At 45.7% G+C, this 18,199-nt stretch carries 13 protein-coding genes; 5 read left to right on the top strand and 8 right to left on the bottom strand.

The window, feature by feature from the left end; all coding sequences use genetic code 11:
• Position 1 precedes the first annotated feature (1 nt).
• The 7 genes from B7360_RS02915 to galE form a co-directional block, all read right to left on the bottom strand.
• A complete protein-coding gene (locus B7360_RS02915; protein ID WP_085342695.1) occupies positions 2-706 on the bottom strand; it encodes a 3'-5' exonuclease in 705 nt (234 codons plus the stop codon).
• A gap of 1 nt (position 707) precedes the next feature.
• On the bottom strand, positions 708-2,549 hold the full coding sequence (locus B7360_RS02910) for a DUF294 nucleotidyltransferase-like domain-containing protein (protein ID WP_085342694.1): 1,842 nt from the start codon (positions 2,547-2,549) through the stop codon (positions 708-710).
• 62 nt (positions 2,550-2,611) lie between these two features.
• Entirely contained in the window at positions 2,612-4,243 is a 1,632-nt protein-coding gene (locus B7360_RS02905; RefSeq protein WP_085342693.1) for a sodium/sugar symporter, read from the bottom strand.
• 399 nt (positions 4,244-4,642) lie between these two features.
• Positions 4,643-5,707: a galactose-1-epimerase gene (gene galM / locus B7360_RS02900; protein ID WP_085342692.1), complete on the bottom strand. Its 1,065-nt coding sequence runs from the start codon at positions 5,705-5,707 to the stop codon at positions 4,643-4,645.
• A 9-nt stretch (positions 5,708-5,716) separates the two neighbouring features.
• Entirely contained in the window at positions 5,717-6,877 is a 1,161-nt protein-coding gene (gene galK / locus B7360_RS02895; protein WP_085342691.1) for a galactokinase, read from the bottom strand.
• A 109-nt stretch (positions 6,878-6,986) separates the two neighbouring features.
• Positions 6,987-8,039, bottom strand: a complete 1,053-nt coding sequence (locus B7360_RS02890; RefSeq protein WP_025570897.1) for a UDP-glucose--hexose-1-phosphate uridylyltransferase — start codon at positions 8,037-8,039, stop codon at positions 6,987-6,989.
• An 84-nt stretch (positions 8,040-8,123) separates the two neighbouring features.
• Entirely contained in the window at positions 8,124-9,143 is a 1,020-nt protein-coding gene (galE, locus tag B7360_RS02885) for a UDP-glucose 4-epimerase GalE (protein ID WP_048625926.1), read from the bottom strand.
• A 380-nt stretch (positions 9,144-9,523) separates the two neighbouring features.
• Between galE and ebgR the strand changes: the two genes are divergently transcribed.
• The 4 genes from ebgR (at position 9,524) to B7360_RS02865 (ending at position 15,924) form a co-directional block, all read left to right on the top strand.
• A complete protein-coding gene (ebgR, locus tag B7360_RS02880) occupies positions 9,524-10,510 on the top strand; it encodes a transcriptional regulator EbgR (RefSeq protein ID WP_005482344.1) in 987 nt (328 codons plus the stop codon).
• A gap of 347 nt (positions 10,511-10,857) precedes the next feature.
• A complete protein-coding gene (gene ebgA, locus B7360_RS02875; RefSeq protein WP_085342690.1) occupies positions 10,858-13,956 on the top strand; it encodes a beta-galactosidase subunit alpha in 3,099 nt (1,032 codons plus the stop codon).
• Positions 13,957-13,959: 3 nt separating this feature from the next.
• Positions 13,960-14,412: a beta-galactosidase subunit beta gene (locus B7360_RS02870; protein WP_025551355.1), complete on the top strand. Its 453-nt coding sequence runs from the start codon at positions 13,960-13,962 to the stop codon at positions 14,410-14,412.
• Between the two features lie 78 nt (positions 14,413-14,490).
• Positions 14,491-15,924 (top strand): amino acid permease, encoded by a 1,434-nt coding sequence (locus tag B7360_RS02865; RefSeq protein WP_085342689.1) that lies wholly within the window; start codon positions 14,491-14,493, stop codon positions 15,922-15,924.
• Between the two features lie 48 nt (positions 15,925-15,972).
• Here the strand turns inward: B7360_RS02865 and B7360_RS02860 are convergent, their stop codons facing one another.
• Positions 15,973-16,917, bottom strand: a complete 945-nt coding sequence (locus tag B7360_RS02860; RefSeq protein WP_085342688.1) for a LysR family transcriptional regulator — start codon at positions 16,915-16,917, stop codon at positions 15,973-15,975.
• Positions 16,918-17,005: 88 nt separating this feature from the next.
• Between B7360_RS02860 and chrA the strand changes: the two genes are divergently transcribed.
• Positions 17,006-18,145 carry a chromate efflux transporter gene (gene chrA / locus B7360_RS02855; RefSeq protein ID WP_085342687.1) on the top strand — a complete coding sequence of 380 codons (1,140 nt, stop codon included), beginning with the start codon at positions 17,006-17,008 and terminating at the stop codon, positions 18,143-18,145.
• Positions 18,146-18,199: the final 54 nt, after the last annotated feature.

Below are 18,199 nucleotides of genomic sequence, written 5' to 3'. Positions count from 1 at the left end.
GTTAGCGCGAAGCATTAACTAAAACATGTAATGGCGCAGATGAAAGGCCAAACAAGCAATTAATCTGTGCTAGATATAGTTCGGCAGTCGCTATCGCATCATTTAGTGCGTTATGGGCTTGATATGTTGGTAGGTTGAGTTCCTTTCGAATTGAACTTAACCGCCAGTCAGACCGAGTAGGTCTCAGTTGGGTGCGATATTGCTCGATTTTTAATGTATCTAACCATATTAATGGCAACTTCAAATTCTGGTACTTTATCTTGATGTATTGGTCTAAAAACCTCTGCTCCATAATGCAGCCATGTGCAACAAGAATTTTACCAACAATTACATCCAGCAACTGAGTGAAAGCAGCTTGTTCTGAAATCCCCGATACATGCAACGTTTCAGGCCTAATATGGTGAACTTTGACTGACTCATGACAAATATCAATTGCATGATTAATGAAGACATGACGTGCACTATTTAGACGAATATTGCTGTTTCGAATTTCTACCCATCCAATACTGATTACTCTATCTACTTCAGGATTAAATCCTGTCGTTTCAAAGTCCAAGACTAACGTGTCTAACTCTCTAGCATCCGATAAAGCGCCAGGTAGAGGCGTATTTCCTATAGAGTTAAATACATCTGGCAAGCTAGATTTTTCTAGTTCTCTGCGCACCTGTTCTAGATGTTCAATTGACTGGAATGAGTAGCCAAACATACTAAGAGCCAAATTTCATTTTTAACGTGTCTTGATAACCGCGTATTATGCGAAAAGCATCTTTGAGGTGTTGTCTTTCAAAGCTGCCAAAATGCTCAGGAAATATAGCATTCGTTACTGGCTTTCCACCTTGTAAGCATTGCAGCTGATGTGAGTAACGTAATTGCGTTACATAACGATAAGTCCCTATCAAGTCTTGATGTGAAGTGCTATTAATCAATCCTCTATCATACGCAAAATCGAATCTTTCTTCCGTTGACAACATTCCTCCGCCTTTATGAAGAGCATAAATTCTAGCGATATCGACCAACAGACCAATCGCAGAATTTTTAATATTCAGCGATTTTTCGTTGTGACCATTATTTTCTAACACTAAGTTATTGAATATCCCTAGTGGTGGACGGTGTGATATTAAATTTCTAACTAAGGCTGCGATTAAATGAGGGTTATTTTTGATACACCGCTCGCGTTCACTATTTAGTTCATCAAATAGTGACCTATCCCCGGAAATAAAGCGCACTTCAAGAAAGACATTAAGATTTAGTAACATATTGTACTCTGGATTGTTCGCCCATTTTCTGTAGAGCTGCTTCCAGATGAATAATGGCTGATTCCACTTTGGTGTAGCCGCCATAAAACGCCCATTACACAAAGGATACCCGCATTCCGCTAATCCTTTACATATATACATAGCAAAATGTCGAAAATAAATTCGGTCACTTTCTGTTGCTGAGTCATCAAGTACTAAAGCGTTATCTTGATCAGAACCTAAGTGAACCTCTCCTCTCGCATGCGAACCCGCCGCTAGCCAAGCATAATTACAAGGAGGTAAACCCACGTTTCTTTCTGCTAATTTAATCAATCGACAGGTAAAGGCATCATAAATCATCATTAAAACTTGCCCAATTACATTGGCTGGCAAATGCGATTCTATCATCGCCTCAAATACTGCCTGACGTTCTTTTACTAACAATGAAAGCGATTCTAAACTATTACACTTACTGATTTTTTCAATCAAAAAAACAGCCTGGACGCCATGCCTCTGAACTAACTCTTGAGGGCTAATCAAACCTAAAACCTGTTTATTTTTGTCAAGAACAGGGATATTACGAATATTGTGTTTCATCATCAGATTGAGCGCAGAAATAACGGGCTCATTTTGGTCAACACTCTGAGGATGAGCGTTCATAATATCCTCAACAGGTCTATAGATATTAAACGCCTCAGCAACCACTCTACTTGTCATGTCAGTCTCGGTAACCACTCCAACCAATGCATTGTCATTGGTAACCAAGGCACAAGTGCAGCCTTTTTTACTCATGATTTGTGCCACTTGCTGGATACTTTGGTTTGTATGCACCACCACAACATTATGATTGGCTAAATCTTTAGCCCTTTTAAAAAACAGGCTTTTTTCTGCTTGTGAATACTGTGCATTAATACTTGAAGTGAGACGTTGACTTGCACGGATTGCAACCTGGTTAACAACATTTTCAAAATTCGAAACTTCTTTTAGTAAGAACGCATAATTAATTTTATATATTAAACAATTTTCAATGGTTTTTACTTTATATTTATCCTGTTCTAAATTAAATCCAAATACATCATTTTCGCCTAATCTAGCTCTTAATTCACCATTAGGAAATCTCTGTTCGATAACTCCAGATCGAATAATATATAAATTTTTTCTTTCAGGCATAAATAAGGAGACACTCTCTCCTTTTCCCCAATAAACAATATCTGTGTTCGTAGCGATAGCATCAAGAACATGGTCAGGAAGTAAATGAAATGGCTCTATCGTTTTAAAAAAAGAAACGACATTTGGCAGCAAGGTTGAATCCATATGACACTCTTTTAATTAGAAAAACTCCGCTCAAAAAAGAGCGGAGTATAATAAAGAATGGTTTACCAGAACAATGTATATAACACTGCCAAAACAATCATTATGCCGTAAGCGGCGATATTAAAGCTTCGATCTGTTACAAACATCGATGATGTAACACTAATACCTTTAGGATCATCATCATTAATTGATGTGCTCAAGCTTGTAAATGCGATCACAACCATTGTAAACAATAATGTATATAGCATTTGATCCATAAACGGCATGGCTAGTGGCATAAATTTTAAGAACAAAGCAAATGGTATTGATGCTACGACACCAATAATAGCCCCTTTACTGGTTGTTTTCTTCCAGAATAAGCCAAGTAAGAATACAGCCAAAATGCCAGGGCTAACTAAACCTGTATATTCTTGGATGTATTGGAATGCCTGGCCAATACCACCTAACATTGGGGCAATTAGGCAGGCAATAATTAGTGCCATCACAGCTGCAGTACGCCCAACATTCACCAACTTGTGGTCACCGGAGTCTGGAGAGATATACTCTTTGTAAATATCCATAGTGAAGATAGTGGCTGTTGAGTTAAGCATTGATGCTAGTGAAGAAACAATTGCAGCAGCAAGAGCCGCAAAAACAACACCTTTAACACCAACAGGCAAGAACTGAGTTAGCCAAGGGTATGCTTTATCCGCATTAGCAGCACTTGGAAGGTTTGTTGCTGCAATATCACCAAGGCTTGCCATTAGTTGTGGGTCCGAAGTAATAACGTAAGCGGCAATACCTGGCAATACCACGAGAAACGGAACGATAAGTTTCAAAAACGCTGCAAAAACAATACCTTTCTGAGCTTCCGATACTGATTTTGCAGCAAGCGTTCTTTGAATAATGTACTGGTTAAAGCCCCAGTAATATAAGTTTGCTACCCAAAGACCACCAATTAATACGGCAATACCAGGAAGGTTCATGTATTGTGGATTACTTTGATCCAAGATCATCTCAAAGTGGCCTGGAGCGGCATCGACCATTTTAGACAACCCAGCGAACCAACCGTCCGTACCACCAATAAAACTCACTGCCATGTAGGTAGTCATAAAACCACCCAAAACTAAGAAGAACACTTGGATGACATCGGTCCATACTACTGCCGATAAACCACCGTAAATTGAGTACACCAACGCAAACAGCGCAAGACCTAGAATTGAGTACATCAACGGAATACCCAAAATGGTTTCGAGAGCCAAACCACCTAAATACAGTACTGAAGTTAGGTTTACAAAAATGTACAAGGAAATCCAAAAAACGGCCAAAATTGTTTTTAGTTTTTTATTGAAGCGTTTTTCAACAAATTCAGGAATGGTATAGATTCCTTTTTCAATGAAAATAGGTAGAAAGTACTTACCAACAATAATCAATGTTATTGCCGACATCCATTCATAAGATGCGATAGCCAAGCCGATTGAATAGCCTGAACCAGACATTCCTATAAATTGTTCCGCAGAAATATTTGCAGCAATTAGCGAAGCACCGACAGCCCACCAAGGCAAAGATTTTCCCGCCAAGAAATAATCTTCCGTACTTTTCTGAGTGCCTTTTTTATCACGAGATACCCAAAGTCCGACCCCAATGATAATTGCGACATAAATGGCGAAGACCATTATGTCGATAAAGCTTAGACCATGTTCTATATTCGACATCAGTTTCATCCTGTAGTTTTGTTTACGCCACAAAGTGTAAACGTTACCACTCAAATGAAATGCAACTCAAATCACACATATTGATACATATTACGCTAAAAACCTTATAACGAGCTAAAGATCACAAATATTAAGAGAAGTGTCATTTAATTAAAACACTCTAAAATCAACAAAAATGTAAACGATAACAACAAAGGTAAAACGAAGAGTAATAAGTAGGAAATTACGGGGATCATCCACCGTACAGTATTGTGTCGAAAGTGAGGTAAGTGATTTAAACTTCCTAGTAAAAATACATATCAAAAACAAAAAAGGTGGGCATGTAGCCCACCATAACACCCAAAGTCGTTGGAGTTGCAGCATCGCTGCCGCTGCAAGTTCAAAGGGCAGAAGTGCTATCTAAAATTCAAACTGATAAGTAGTTTGATGCTGATAGCAATCCCCAGAGCTCAACACCCCATTGTTGAGTCCCCATTCTGGTTTGTTTGGCCCGTCTGGAAAGTACTGTGTTTCCAACGCAAGGCCGTCATAGCGTTCGTAAGTTTTACTTGCACCTGGCGTACCGGCTAAGAAATTACCTGAATAAAACTGGATGGCAGGCTTGGTGGTTTTCACCTTCATCACCACATCTTCTTTTGGTGCAATTAAAACCGCAGCGACAGATACGCCATCGGTCACTTCAGGCATGAATACAAAGGCGTGATCGTAGCCACCAGCAGTTTTCTGATCTTGCTCAGCAAGAAATTCTTGGCCAATCGATTTTGGCTCGGTGAAGTCGAAACTGGTACCCGAAACTGTTTTTTGTTCACCGGTAGGAATTAACCCCGCATCCGTTGGCAAGTAATGCCCAGCATTGAGCTGTAAAGTATGATCCAAACTTTTCGCGCGGCTCGCCTCACCAGCCAAGTTAAAGTAGGCGTGATTGGTTAAATTCACTGGTGATGTTTTGTCGGTCGTAGCATCATAGGCGATAGCTAGTTCATTCTCGTCAGTGAGCGTGTACGTCACCTTCACATCGAGATTTCCCGGATAGCCTTGGTCACCGTCCGGGGAGCGAAGTGAAAAAGTGACCTGTTGATCATTTTGCTCTTCAACCTTCCAGCGGCGTTTATCAAACCCTTCTAGGCCACCGTGCAGTGAGTTTTCACCGTTATTGATACCAAGTTGATACTTCTCTCCGTCTATCTCAAACTGCCCCTTCGCAATTCGGTTAGCAAAGCGACCAACAATGGAACCGAAGTAAGCGTCTTGCTTCATGTGTTCAGCCATATTTGGTGAGCGCAACAACACTTCACGGTTTTCACCATTTACCGGTAATGTGCAACTCAACCACGTCGCACCGATATCCATAAACGACGCTGTCATACCATTCGCGTTGGTCAAATGAATCAGATTCGCAGTTTGGCCATCAAACGACGGCGTTTGCGCCATCGCTTGTTCTAGTCGTTGAAAATAGGCTTTCATCATCATTCCCTACAGCACTTCAACCAAGCCCGCACCATTTTTGGCTTGGCAAACATAAATCGACTCTTTTAAGCCCGTAGCTGCTTGGTACTTCACTTCAACTGCCGCTTTCACGTCATCAACCAGTGCTGGCGGTACAAGTGCCACGATGCAACCACCAAAGCCACCGCCAGTCATGCGCACGCCGCCTTGATCGCCGATCACCTCTTTGACTATCTCCACCAGCGTATCGATTTCTTTTACCGTGATTTCGAAATCATCGCGCATCGAGGCATGAGACTCGGCCATCAGCTCGCCCATACGCTTCATGTCGTGTGCTCGCAGCGCTTGCGCCGCTTCCACAGTACGATCATTTTCTGTGATGACATGACGGGCACGTTTTGCCACCATTTCATCCAGCTCAGCGACTTTCTCGTTGAACTGCTCAATCGTCACATCACGCAAAGCTTTCACACCGAAAATACGCGCCGCTTCTTCACATTGCTGACGACGAGTGTTGTATTCGCTGTCGACCAAACCACGTTTTTTATTCGAGTTGATGATCACGACGGCCATGTCTTCTGGCATAGAGACCGCTTCTGTTTCAAGGCTACGGCAATCTAATAGCATCGCATGATTTTCACGCCCTTCCGCTGAAATCATTTGATCCATGATGCCGCAGTTGCAACCGACGAATTCGTTCTCAGCTTGCTGACCGTTTAACGCGATTTCGGCTTGGCTGATCTCAAGGTTGAACAACACTTTAAACGTTTGACCGATCACTACTTCCAATGCCGCCGATGAGCTCAAACCCGCGCCTTGAGGCACGTTGCCGCTGACTGAAATATCCGCCCCAGTAAACTGGTAGCCACGCGCCAGAAGACACTTCACCACGCCGCGAATGTAGTTCGCCCACATTTTGTCTTGCTGGAAGGTAATGGCTTGCGTGATATCGAATTCGTCAACTACGTTACCGTAATCGACCGACACCACACGCACGATATTATCTTCACGCTTTGCCGCCGCCACGACCGTTTGGTAGTTAATGGCACACGGTAGGACAAAACCATCGTTGTAATCGGTGTGCTCACCAATCAAGTTCACACGACCAGGCGCTTGAATAATATGGCTAGGTGCGTAGCCCAACACTTGCTCAAATGACGCTTTCACATTTTGGATAAGTTCAGACATAGGGACGTTCTCTTAAAATAGTAATTTGTGTGGGATAGCGCGTTGAGCCCAACTTTCTATCTGTAAAGTCGCGCTATCCCGTTATTCGTAATCAGTCCAATTTAAAGACTTAGCATTCTTTGTAGTGGACATCACTCACATCACGCAGACGCTGCGCGGCTTGCTCTGCGGTGAGATCGCGTTGGCTTTCTGCCAGCATTTCGTAGCCCACCATGAACTTACGAACCGTGGCACTGCGCAGTAGTGGCGGATAGAAAAGTGCATGAAGCTGCCAATGGTCGATGTCTGTGCCTTGGTCAAAAAACGGCGCGTAGTGCCAGCCCATCGAGTAAGGGAAAGAGCATTGGAATAAATTGTCGTAACGGCTGGTCAGCTTCTTAATCGCTAGCGCTAAATCGTCTCGTTGCTCATCGCTGAGTTCGCTCATACGACGAATGTGCGTTTTCGGCAACAACATGGTTTCGAACGGCCAAGCAGCCCAGTAAGGCACCACCGCCAGCCAGTGTTCGGTTTCCACCACAATGCGTGAACCGTCTTTGAGTTCCGCTTGTACGTAATCCACCAGCAAGTTGCTGCCGTGCTCTTGGTAGTAGGCTTTTAGGTTGTGCTCTTTACGCTCGATTTCATTGGGTAAGAAGCTGTTCGCCCAGATTTGACCGTGCGGATGAGGCTGAGAACAGCCCATGGTTTCGCCTTTGTTTTCGAACGCCTGAACCCAAACGTACTCTTTGCCGAGCTCTTCAATTTGCTCATTCCATGTATCAATCACGCCACGAATTTTATCCACTGGCAGCTCCGGTAAGGTTTTGCTGTGATCTGGCGAGAAGCAAATCACTCGGCTCAAACCACGTACGCCTTGCGTTTTGAATAGCGGGTTGTTTGACTCCGGTGCATCTGGTGAATCCACCATCAGCGCAGCAAAATCGTTATTGAACACATAGGTGCCTTGGTAGTCTGGATTAACATCGCCAGAGATACGTTCGTTGGTTGGACAAAGGAAACATTTACCGTCATAGCTTGGTAGTTCATCCAACGCGGGCTTTTCATCTGCGCCACTCCAAGGGCGTTTAGCACGGTGAGGTGAAACCAAAATCCATTGCCCAGTCAGAGGGTTGTAACGGCGGTGTGGATGATCCACTGGGTTAAATTCGACATTCGACATGTTACTTACTCAACTTTTAAGAATTCTTTCATCTGCATTTCTCAATGAAATTGGAAAGTGCAGACAACAATGCGGCGACGTAAACTACGCAGGGGAATAGCCATTGGGATTTTTTGACTGCCAGTTCCACGTATCGGCGGTCATTTCAGCTACCGTGCGTGTTGCTTTCCAGCCTAGTTCACGCTCGGCTTTTTCCGTGCTTGCCCAACATTCAGCAATATCCCCAGGACGACGCGGGCATAACTCGTAAGGCACTGGTTTACCGCAAGCGGTCGCGAACGCATCCACCATCTCAAGTACGCTCGAGCCTTTACCTGTACCTAAGTTGTAAATGTGCAAACCCGATTTCTCACCCACCGATTTCAAAGCCGCAATATGGCCGTCGGCCAGATCCATCACATGGATGTAATCACGTACGCCAGTGCCGTCAGGGGTTGGATAGTCGCTACCGAATACCGCGAGTTTTTCTCGGCGGCCAACAGCGACTTGGGCGATAAATGGCATCAGGTTATTGGGAATTCCTTGTGGGTCTTCCCCCATGCTGCCCGATGGGTGCGCGCCAACTGGGTTGAAGTAACGTAGTAAGGTGATGCTCCAGTCGTTTTCAGCATGGAACAGATCGCTTAAGCATTGCTCCACCATATATTTGCTGCGTCCGTATGGATTGGTGGTTGCGCCTGTTGGTGAATCTTCCGTAATCGGCACTATTTCAGGGTCACCGTAAACCGTTGCCGATGAACTGAATACGATGCTTTTCACGCCCGCTTTACGCATGCTGCGCGCTAACACCAATGAGCCATTGACGTTGTTGTCGTAGTACTCAAGTGGTTTTGCCACCGATTCGCCAACTGCTTTGAGGCCAGCAAAGTGGATCACGGCTTGGATGTCGTGCTGCGCGAATACCGTATCCAAAAAGGCTTCGTCACGGATGTCACCTTGGTGGAACGCAGGCTGTTTGCCAGTCAGCGCTTCAATACGGTTTAACACGTCCAGTTTGGCGTTACACAAGTTGTCGACGATGATAGGTTCCATTCCCGCTTCAATCATCTGAACGCAAGTGTGACTACCGATGTATCCCATACCGCCTGTGACAAGAACTTTCACTTTTGCATCTCCACGTTTGCTGCTTTCTGTTCATACCTCACTCTGATGCGCTAAAAGCCAATCGCCATTGCATCGAATCGGTACGCCCATTTCTTAACTGGCTAAAAGTCTAGCAACCAATCTCGATCCAGATCCGTGATCGAATTCAAATTGTGTAAACGTTTCCACAAAATTACAAAAAAGCCTTATTTTAGATGCAGACTTTAGTTAAATTAAACCGGGAAGATGATGAGCAGTGAAGATGAGTCGAGCAGATACCGCTCTCTTTCATGGATCGCACGATTTTACTAAAAGTTTGTGCATCCCTAAGTAGCTGTTTACAATAGCCAGATTATTGAGTTCTCACTTGGAGAAGTGAGCAATGCCAACGGGAAATGTACATGGCAACACTAAAAGATATCGCCACTGAAGCGGGCGTCTCACTTGCAACTGTATCGCGAGTTTTGAATGACGATCCGACGTTGAGCGTTAAAGAAGAAACCAAACGCCGCATTTTAGAAATCGCAGAAAAGCTGGAGTACCGCACCAGCAGCTCGAAGAAAGCCACCAAAGAAGCCAAGCAAAAACATCACTTTTTGGCCTTGTACAATTACAAACAAGAAGCAGAAGTGAATGACCCGTACTACTTGTCGATTCGTCATGGGATTGAAACTCAGTGCGACAAACTCGGCATTACGCTAACCAATTGCTACAACAGCGAAATTGATGTTGAAACGCAGAAGATCACGGGTGTCCTTTTAGTCGGGAAAGTCGACCAAAAGGTGGTCAATAAGTTACCTAAACGCCTAGCCGATAGCATCTGTTACATTGACTTTTCAGATCCAACTAGTCCTTACGATTGCGTTGATATCGACCTTGTAAGAATCAGCAAGCAAGTGGTTGATTTCTTTGTACAACAAGGCTACGAGCGCATCGGCTTTATTGGTGGACAAGACGAGCCCAACACCGCAGACATTCGTGAAAATGCGTTTGTGGACTACGGCAATCTAAAAGGTGTAGTTTCTGAAGACGACATTTATCGTGGCGATTTCTCTAGCTTGTCCGGTTATGACTTAGCGAAAGAGATGCTGGCCAAAGGCGATTTCCCAAAAGCGATGTTCATTGCTTCGGACTCCATTGCGATTGGTGTGTTACGAGCAGTGCATGAGTTTGGTTTAAACATTCCTGATGATATTGCGCTGATCAGCGTGAACGACATTCCTACCGCGCGTTTTACCTTCCCTCCTCTATCTACCGTTCGTATTCATTCTGAAATGATGGGGATTCAAGGCGTAAACTTGTTAGTAGAAAAATACCGTGACGGACGCGCACTGCCCCTTCAAGTGTACGTTCCAAGCAAGCTCAAGCTACGCGGCACAACTCGATAAAAACACCCTCAAAACTGCTCAAATAAGGCACTGAATTTTCAGTGCTTTTTTATTTCTTCTTTTATTTTCTACCGAATTTTTACTGTTTTTACTTTCCAAAACAATCTAGAACGCATTCCTTTACGCTGATCACATCTTGCTCAACATTGGTCATTTAAAACGTGACCAAGTTAAAGTAAAACGTTTTCATTAATTTATTTTAGTAAAACTTTTACTAATATCTTTCTCAGATTATTCATAAGCATTTTTCACAATACATCGGCCGTTGTTTTTGCACTGATGTTGAGCCGCGATGAAACCAATCCGCACTCCAACATAAGCGCACCAAGCCGAGGGGAGATCAAAACGTGAACAATTGGGAAAACTTCCAACACTTACACGAGAATCGTATGGCACCGCGTGCGTACTTTTTCTCTTATGACTCTGTTCAGAGCGCACAAACCTTTCAACGTGAACTGAGTCGCCGCTTTATGTTGCTCAGCGGCCAATGGACATTCCGTTATTTCACCAACCCAATGTTGGTACCTGAAGAGTTTTACTCACAAACAATGAACGACTGGGGACGCATTACTGTCCCAAACATGTGGCAAATGGAAGGCCACGGCGATCTGCAATACACCGATGAAGGCTTCCCATTCCCGATCGATGTCCCGTTTGTACCAACCGACAACCCAACGGGCGCTTATCAACGCACATTTACACTTGGTCCACAGTGGGATAACCAACAAACCATCATCAAGTTCGACGGCGTGGAAACCTACTTTGAAGTGTACGTGAACGGCGAGTACGTCGGCTTTAGTAAAGGCAGCCGACTCACAGCGGAATTCGACATTTCCAAGTTCGTCCAACAAGGCGAAAACTTACTCTCTGTACGCGTGATGCAGTGGGCCGATTCCACTTACATTGAAGACCAAGACATGTGGTGGACGGCGGGGATCTTCCGTGACGTTTACCTAATCGGAAAAGAGAACATTCACGTCCAAGACCTAACAATTCGCACCGACTTCGCCGACGATTACCAAAGTGCGACGCTCAGTGCTCAAATCGAATTGGAAAACCTTTCCACCGCTATCGCGTCTGGCTATACGCTGGAATACGCGCTGCATGACAAAGGCACTGTCGTAGCCAGTGGTCAATGCGATTCACTGACCATCCAAAACCACCACTCAACAAGCTTTGCGATTGATATGGTGAGCCCAACACATTGGACGGCTGAAAATCCTTACCTTTACCACTTGTTCATTACCTTAAAAGATCACCAAGGCAACGTAGTGGAAGTGATCCCACAACGCGTGGGTTTCCGTGATATCAAGGTGCGTGATGGCCTGTTTTACATCAACAATCAATACGTGATGCTGCATGGTGTAAACCGTCATGATAACGATCACCTAAAAGGTCGTGCAGTGGGTATGGACCGCGTGGAAAAAGATCTGATGTTGATGAAGCAACACAACATCAACTCAGTTCGCACCGCACACTACCCTAACGACCCACGCTTCTACGAGTTGTGTGACATTTACGGCCTGTTTGTGATGGCAGAAACCGATGTGGAAACCCACGGCTTTGCCAACGTTGGCGACCTGAGCCGTATCACCAATGATCCAGCATGGGAAGCGGTGTTTGTTGATCGCGCAGTGCGTCATGTTCATGCGCAAAAGAACCACCCTTCTATCATCATGTGGTCACTCGGTAACGAATCGGGTTATGGCTGCAACATCCGTGCGATGTATGCAGCGACCAAAGCAATTGATGACACCCGTTTGGTTCACTACGAAGAAGACCGCGATGCTGAAGTGGTGGATGTGATTTCCACTATGTACTCGCGCGCACAACTGATGAATTACTTTGGCGAACACCCACACGAGAAGCCACGCATTATCTGCGAATACGCACACGCGATGGGTAACGGGCCGGGTGGTCTGACGGAATACCAAAACGTGTTCTATGCGCACGACCACATTCAAGGTCACTACGTTTGGGAATGGTGTGATCACGGCATTCTAGCGCGTGATGAACACGGCCAAGAGTTCTACAAATACGGCGGCGATTACGGCGATTACCCAAACAACTACAACTTCTGTATGGATGGTCTGATTTACCCAGATCAAACCCCGGGCCCAGGCCTGAAAGAGTACAAACAAGTCATTGCACCGGTGAAAATCCGCGCCGTTGAAGGTTGCCATGACCGCTTCATCGTTGAGAACAAATTGTGGTTCACCAACCTCGATGATTACACCATTACTGCTGACGTGCGTGCCGAAGGTGAAACCCTGCATAGCGTGCAATTCAAAGTCAAAGCTTTGGTCGCCAACAGCGAACGTGAAGTGACCATCGACTTGCCAGAATTGGATGAACGCGAAGCCTTTGTTAACTTCACCGTACGCAAAGACAGTCGCACGCTTTACAGCGAAGCCAACCATGAAATTGCGGTGTATCAGTTCCAACTGAAAGAAAAGACCGCTTCTGCACCTGCGTTCATCAATCGCAACGCACAACCTTTGGTGATTAACGAAAGCCGTTTGGAACACGTAATTGAAGGCCATAACTTCGCGCTTACTTTCTCCAAAGTAAACGGCAAGCTGACTTCTTGGCGCGTAAATGGCAAAGAGATCATTCAATCTGAGCCGAGACTGAACTTCTTCAAACCGATGATTGATAACCACAAACAAGAGTATGAAGGTTTGTGGCACCCAGCGCATCTGCAAATCATGCAGGAGCACTTCCGCACACTTGCTGTGGAAGCAACTGATGATTCCGTCTTGATTACAACCACCAGCATCATTGCGCCGCCGGTCTTTGATTTTGGCATGCGTTGTACCTATCGCTATCAAATCAATGCTCAAGGCCATTTGAACGTGGAACTGAGTGGCGAGCGCTACGGCGACTACCCTCACGTGATTCCGGTCATCGGCTTGGATTTGGGCATCAACGGCAGCTTTGACCAAGTGAGCTACTACGGTCGCGGCCCAGAAGAAAACTACCAAGACAGTCGCCAAGCTAACCTCATTGATGTTTACCACAGCACCGTAGAAGACATGTTCGAGAACTACCCGTTCCCGCAAAACAACGGCAACCGCCAACACGTGCGCTGGGCATCGCTCACGAACCGTCATGGCACAGGGTTATTGGTGAAACCTCAGCAAGAAATCAACTTCAGCGCGTGGTTCTACACCAACCAAAATCTGCATGAAGCGCAACATACGATCGAGCTAGAAAAGAGTGGCTACATCACCCTTAACCTTGACCATCAAGTGATGGGGTTAGGCTCGAACTCATGGGGCAGCGAAGTGCTCGACTCTTACCGCGTGTACATGGACGAGTTCCGTTACGGTTTGACGCTGATGCCACTGCAAGCAGGCGATTGCAACGCACACGTGATGGCAAACCATGATTTCGACAACGCGTTTTTCACTCAAACCAACACTCAACCAGTCAACGAGGCGTAACCCATGATCGTGTTAGACAGCTTAGAGCAATTCAAACAGGTATATCGCAACGGTCGTAAATGGAACCGCTGTGTGGAAGCCATTGGCAACATCGGCAACATCAAAGATGGCGTGATGCACTCAATTGGCGATTCACTGGTTTACATGGTTGAAGATGGCATCGCGAAACAAACCGAAACGTTCATCGGTAACCGTCGTTACTTCGATGTGCATTACTACCTCGAAGGCCGAGAAACCGTTGAGTTCGCGGATAAAACCGCGTTGACACTAGAACAAGCTTATCGTGATGAAACCGACCGCGAACTTTTTTCTGGTCAGGGTGAAACACGCGAGCTTTGCGAAGGCCAAGTGGCGATTTTTGAAAACAGTGAAGCGTACCGCTTCCACGGAGACAACCGCGTAAGAAAAGTGGTGCTCAAAGTGACCATCGAAGATGGCTACTTCCTAAATAAATAAAACAAGAGAAGGGCTGTGGTCACAGCATTACAAGCCCTTCCTCCCTACAATTCCAACGTGATTCACCGGAGATAGAACATGTCTGAATCCAAACGTAATACGATAGGCAAATTCGGGTTGTTGTCCCTCACCTTTGCTGCAGTATTTAGCTTTAATAACGTAATCAATAACAACATCGAGATCGGTCTAGCGTCTGCGCCAATGTTCTTTCTGGCGACCATTTTTTATTTCATCCCTTTCTGTTTGATCATCGCAGAATTCGTATCTCTGAATAAAGATTCTGAAGCGGGGGTCTACGCATGGGTAAAAAGCTCACTCGGCGGTCGCTGGGCGTTTATCTCTGCCTACACTTACTGGTTCGTTAACCTATTCTTCTTCACGTCCTTGCTACCGCGCGTTATCGCTTATGCGTCTTACGCGTTCTTGGGCTATGAATACATTCTGACGCCATTCACCACTACCGTGCTCAGTATGATTTTGTTTGCGTTTGCGACCTACGTATCGACAAACGGCGCGAAAATGTTGGGGCCAATTACGTCGGTGACCTCCTCCCTCATGCTGCTACTGACAATGTCGTATATTTTACTGGCTGGCGCTGCGTTGATCGGCGGCGTAGAACCAGCTGACCCAATTACTGTAGAAGCGATGATCCCTGATTTCAGCTGGGCATTTTTAGGCATTACTACATGGATCTTTATGGCGGCAGGCGGTGCGGAATCGGTCGCGGTTTACGTAAACGATGTGAAAGGCGGCTCGAAATCGTTCGTTAAAGTCATCATCATCGCAGGTATCTTTATCGGCGTGCTTTACTCAGTTGCGTCTGTTTTGATTAACGTATTTGTTCCTAGCGAAACCCTAAAATACACGGGCGGCTCGGTTCAAGTATTTGAAGGTTTGGCTGCGTACTTTGGTTTGCCAGAAGTATTGATGAACCGCTTCGTAGGCTTGGTATCCTTCACTGCTATGTTTGGCTCTCTACTAATGTGGACAGCAACGCCAGTGAAAATCTTCTTCTCTGAGATTCCAGAAGGCATTTTTGGTAAGAAAACCGTAGAGCTGAACGAAAACGGTGTGCCAGCTCGCGCAGCTTGGTATCAGTTCCTTATCGTCATTCCATTGATGATCATCCCAACATTAGGTTCTAACACCGCTCAAGATCTGATGAACACGGTGATCAACATGACGGCAGCCGCCTCGATGCTCCCACCATTGTTCATCATGTTGGCGTACCTGAATCTGCGCTTGAAACTGGACCACGTCGAGCGTGATTTCAAAATGGGCTCACGCAAAATGGGCATCGCTACCGTATCGGTACTGATCGCTATCTTTACGGTTGGTTTCTTAGCATCGACCTTCCCTACTGGGGCCGACATCATAACCATCATTTTCTACAACGTTGGCGGTATCGTGATTTTCCTTGGCTTTGCTTGGTGGAAGTACAGCCAATACGAAAAATCATTGGATCAGGAAGAGCGTATAAAAGAAGCGGCGCCAGCTTCGCAAGCGGTATAACACAGACTCTCAATGACAAACATTCTGGGCACCCTTTGGTGCCCTTTTTTATATGTGAGAGGTGATGGTCGAAGAAACTAATTCGCGTAGCCAAATCCCTTTTTCTTCATTGTTTCGGCTGGAATGCCACAGCATGGCAATATCAAAATCCGCAACGGCGATCGGCGGCTTAACAGTAATGAGATCGTCCGAAAAGCCCTCCGCCAACGCCATTTTTTCTGGCACGATGGCAATAAGATCGCGCTTTTTCAATAGGTGCCGAATAGTGAGAAAGTTGCGCGACGCCACGGTGACTTTACGGCTCAAGCCATATTCTGCGAGCTTTTGGTCTACTTGTGTCTTTAAGCTCCCATCGGGACTTACCAGAGCTTGCTCTATGTTCGCGAACGCTTCCAGAGACAGCTGTGTTTCCCCTTTCAATACCTGTTTATCACACATACACACGTGTTTTTCCGTGTACAAGTACAAGCTCTCAAAGTTGTCATCCAACACTGGCATGCTGCCAATAATGACATCGAGCTTTTCGTGCTCAGTTAATGCCACGTAGTTGCTACGATTGACGTTAATAAAACTGATCTGGGCCTCTGGTGCGCGCTGGCGTATTTCGTCATAAAGCCGAGGAGCAAAAATAAACTCGGCATAATCCGTTAACCCAATGCGACATATACCCGCGTAATTTTCAGGTTGGAAGGCAGACTTAGTGAGCAAGTCTTTGGCGATAGAGTCCAGCAAATGATGCACGGTTGGCGCGATGTGGTGAGCGTGCTCGGTGGGCTCCATCTTGTGCCCTTTTCGCTCAAAAAGCGGGTCATCAAACAACAACCTTAAACGAGACAAACTATGACTCATCGCCGACTGGCTAACGTAACTTTTCTCTGCCGCGATGCTAACGCTTCGATGTCGATACAAGTAGGAAAACGTCACCAATAAGTTCAAGTCAATGTTGCGCCACTGAATGTCCTCTTTCACCTCAACACCTTTATCCCATTTCATTCATAGATGAAATTAAATTTATCAATTTGAGTCATTTTAGAGCATTCGATAAATTAGCAACAATGCTTTTTAGATAAACAGGCTCGACATGTTCACCATCTTCAAAACTTTTTTCTGGCTAGGTTGGTTCAGCTTCGGCGGCCCTGCGGCTCATATTGGTTATTTTCGCCAAACCTTTGTTGAGAAACTGAAATGGCTTGATGACAGCGAGTACGCGCAAATCGTCGCACTCAGTCAGTTTTTGCCGGGACCGGGATCAAGCCAAGTCGGCTTTGCATTGGGTTATAAGCGCGGTGGTTTAAGTGGCGCATGCGCAGCATTTGTCGGATTCACGCTTCCTTCGGTGATCATCATGTTGGCACTGGCGATGGTGAGCAGCCAAATCACCGACACCGCTGTGTTTCAAAACATAGTCCACGGCCTAAAACTGCTCGCAGTCGTGGTCGTGGCGGATGCGACTTGGGGCATGTACAAAAACTTCTGCCAAAGCAAACTGACCGCGGGTTTGTGCGTCGCGACTGCGATTGCGTTGCTGGTGGCACCAAGCATCATGACGCAAATGTTCGTGTTGCTCGCAGCAGGTTTTGTCGGCATGCGATATCTGAAGAAAGACTCCGCGCCATCAACCGAGCCGTTTAAACCGTCTATCGCGCCATTGGCTCTATTTGCGGTGCTTTTACTCGGCTTACCGTTAGTGGCTCATACGTTGCCTTTGCTTGGGCTGTTTAGTGATTTTTTCCAAGCTGGTAGTTTAGTGTTTGGTGGCGGTCATGTGGTGCTGCCGCTTCTGCAAAACATTGTTGGCGACCAGCTTAGCCAAGATGCATTTTTAACAGGCTACGCCGCTGCACAAGCTGTACCGGGGCCAATGTTTACCTTTGCGACTTTTATCGGTTATGAGCTTTCGGATACGCCAATTTTAGGTGCGCTGATCGCAACGCTTGGCGTATTCCTCCCAGGGTTTCTTTTACTGCTTGGCGTTCTTAAAAACTGGCAAGCACTGGCAGGCAAACCGCTGGTCTCCGGCGCCATCAACGGTGTAAATGCCTCAGTTGTAGGGTTGCTACTCGCGGCACTTTACCAGCCAGTATTTAGCAGCGCAGTTGTTGCTCCCATCGACATGGCGTTAGTGATTGCGGGTTTCTATCTACACAAAAAGCTGAACCTTTCGGTGCTGTGGATGATCGTGTTTTTTGTGGCGGCAGGCCTTGTCACGGGCATGATGTAAAAATCTTAAACGACAAACTCTTAGCGGGCACTTAAATACAAGTGCCCGTTTTCT

This window comes from Vibrio sp. ArtGut-C1 (assembly GCF_002105475.1).
GTDB lineage: Bacteria > Pseudomonadota > Gammaproteobacteria > Enterobacterales > Vibrionaceae > Vibrio > Vibrio diabolicus.
Note: the sequence above shows the minus strand (reverse complement) of the source record. Positions and strands in the feature narration are given on the sequence as shown.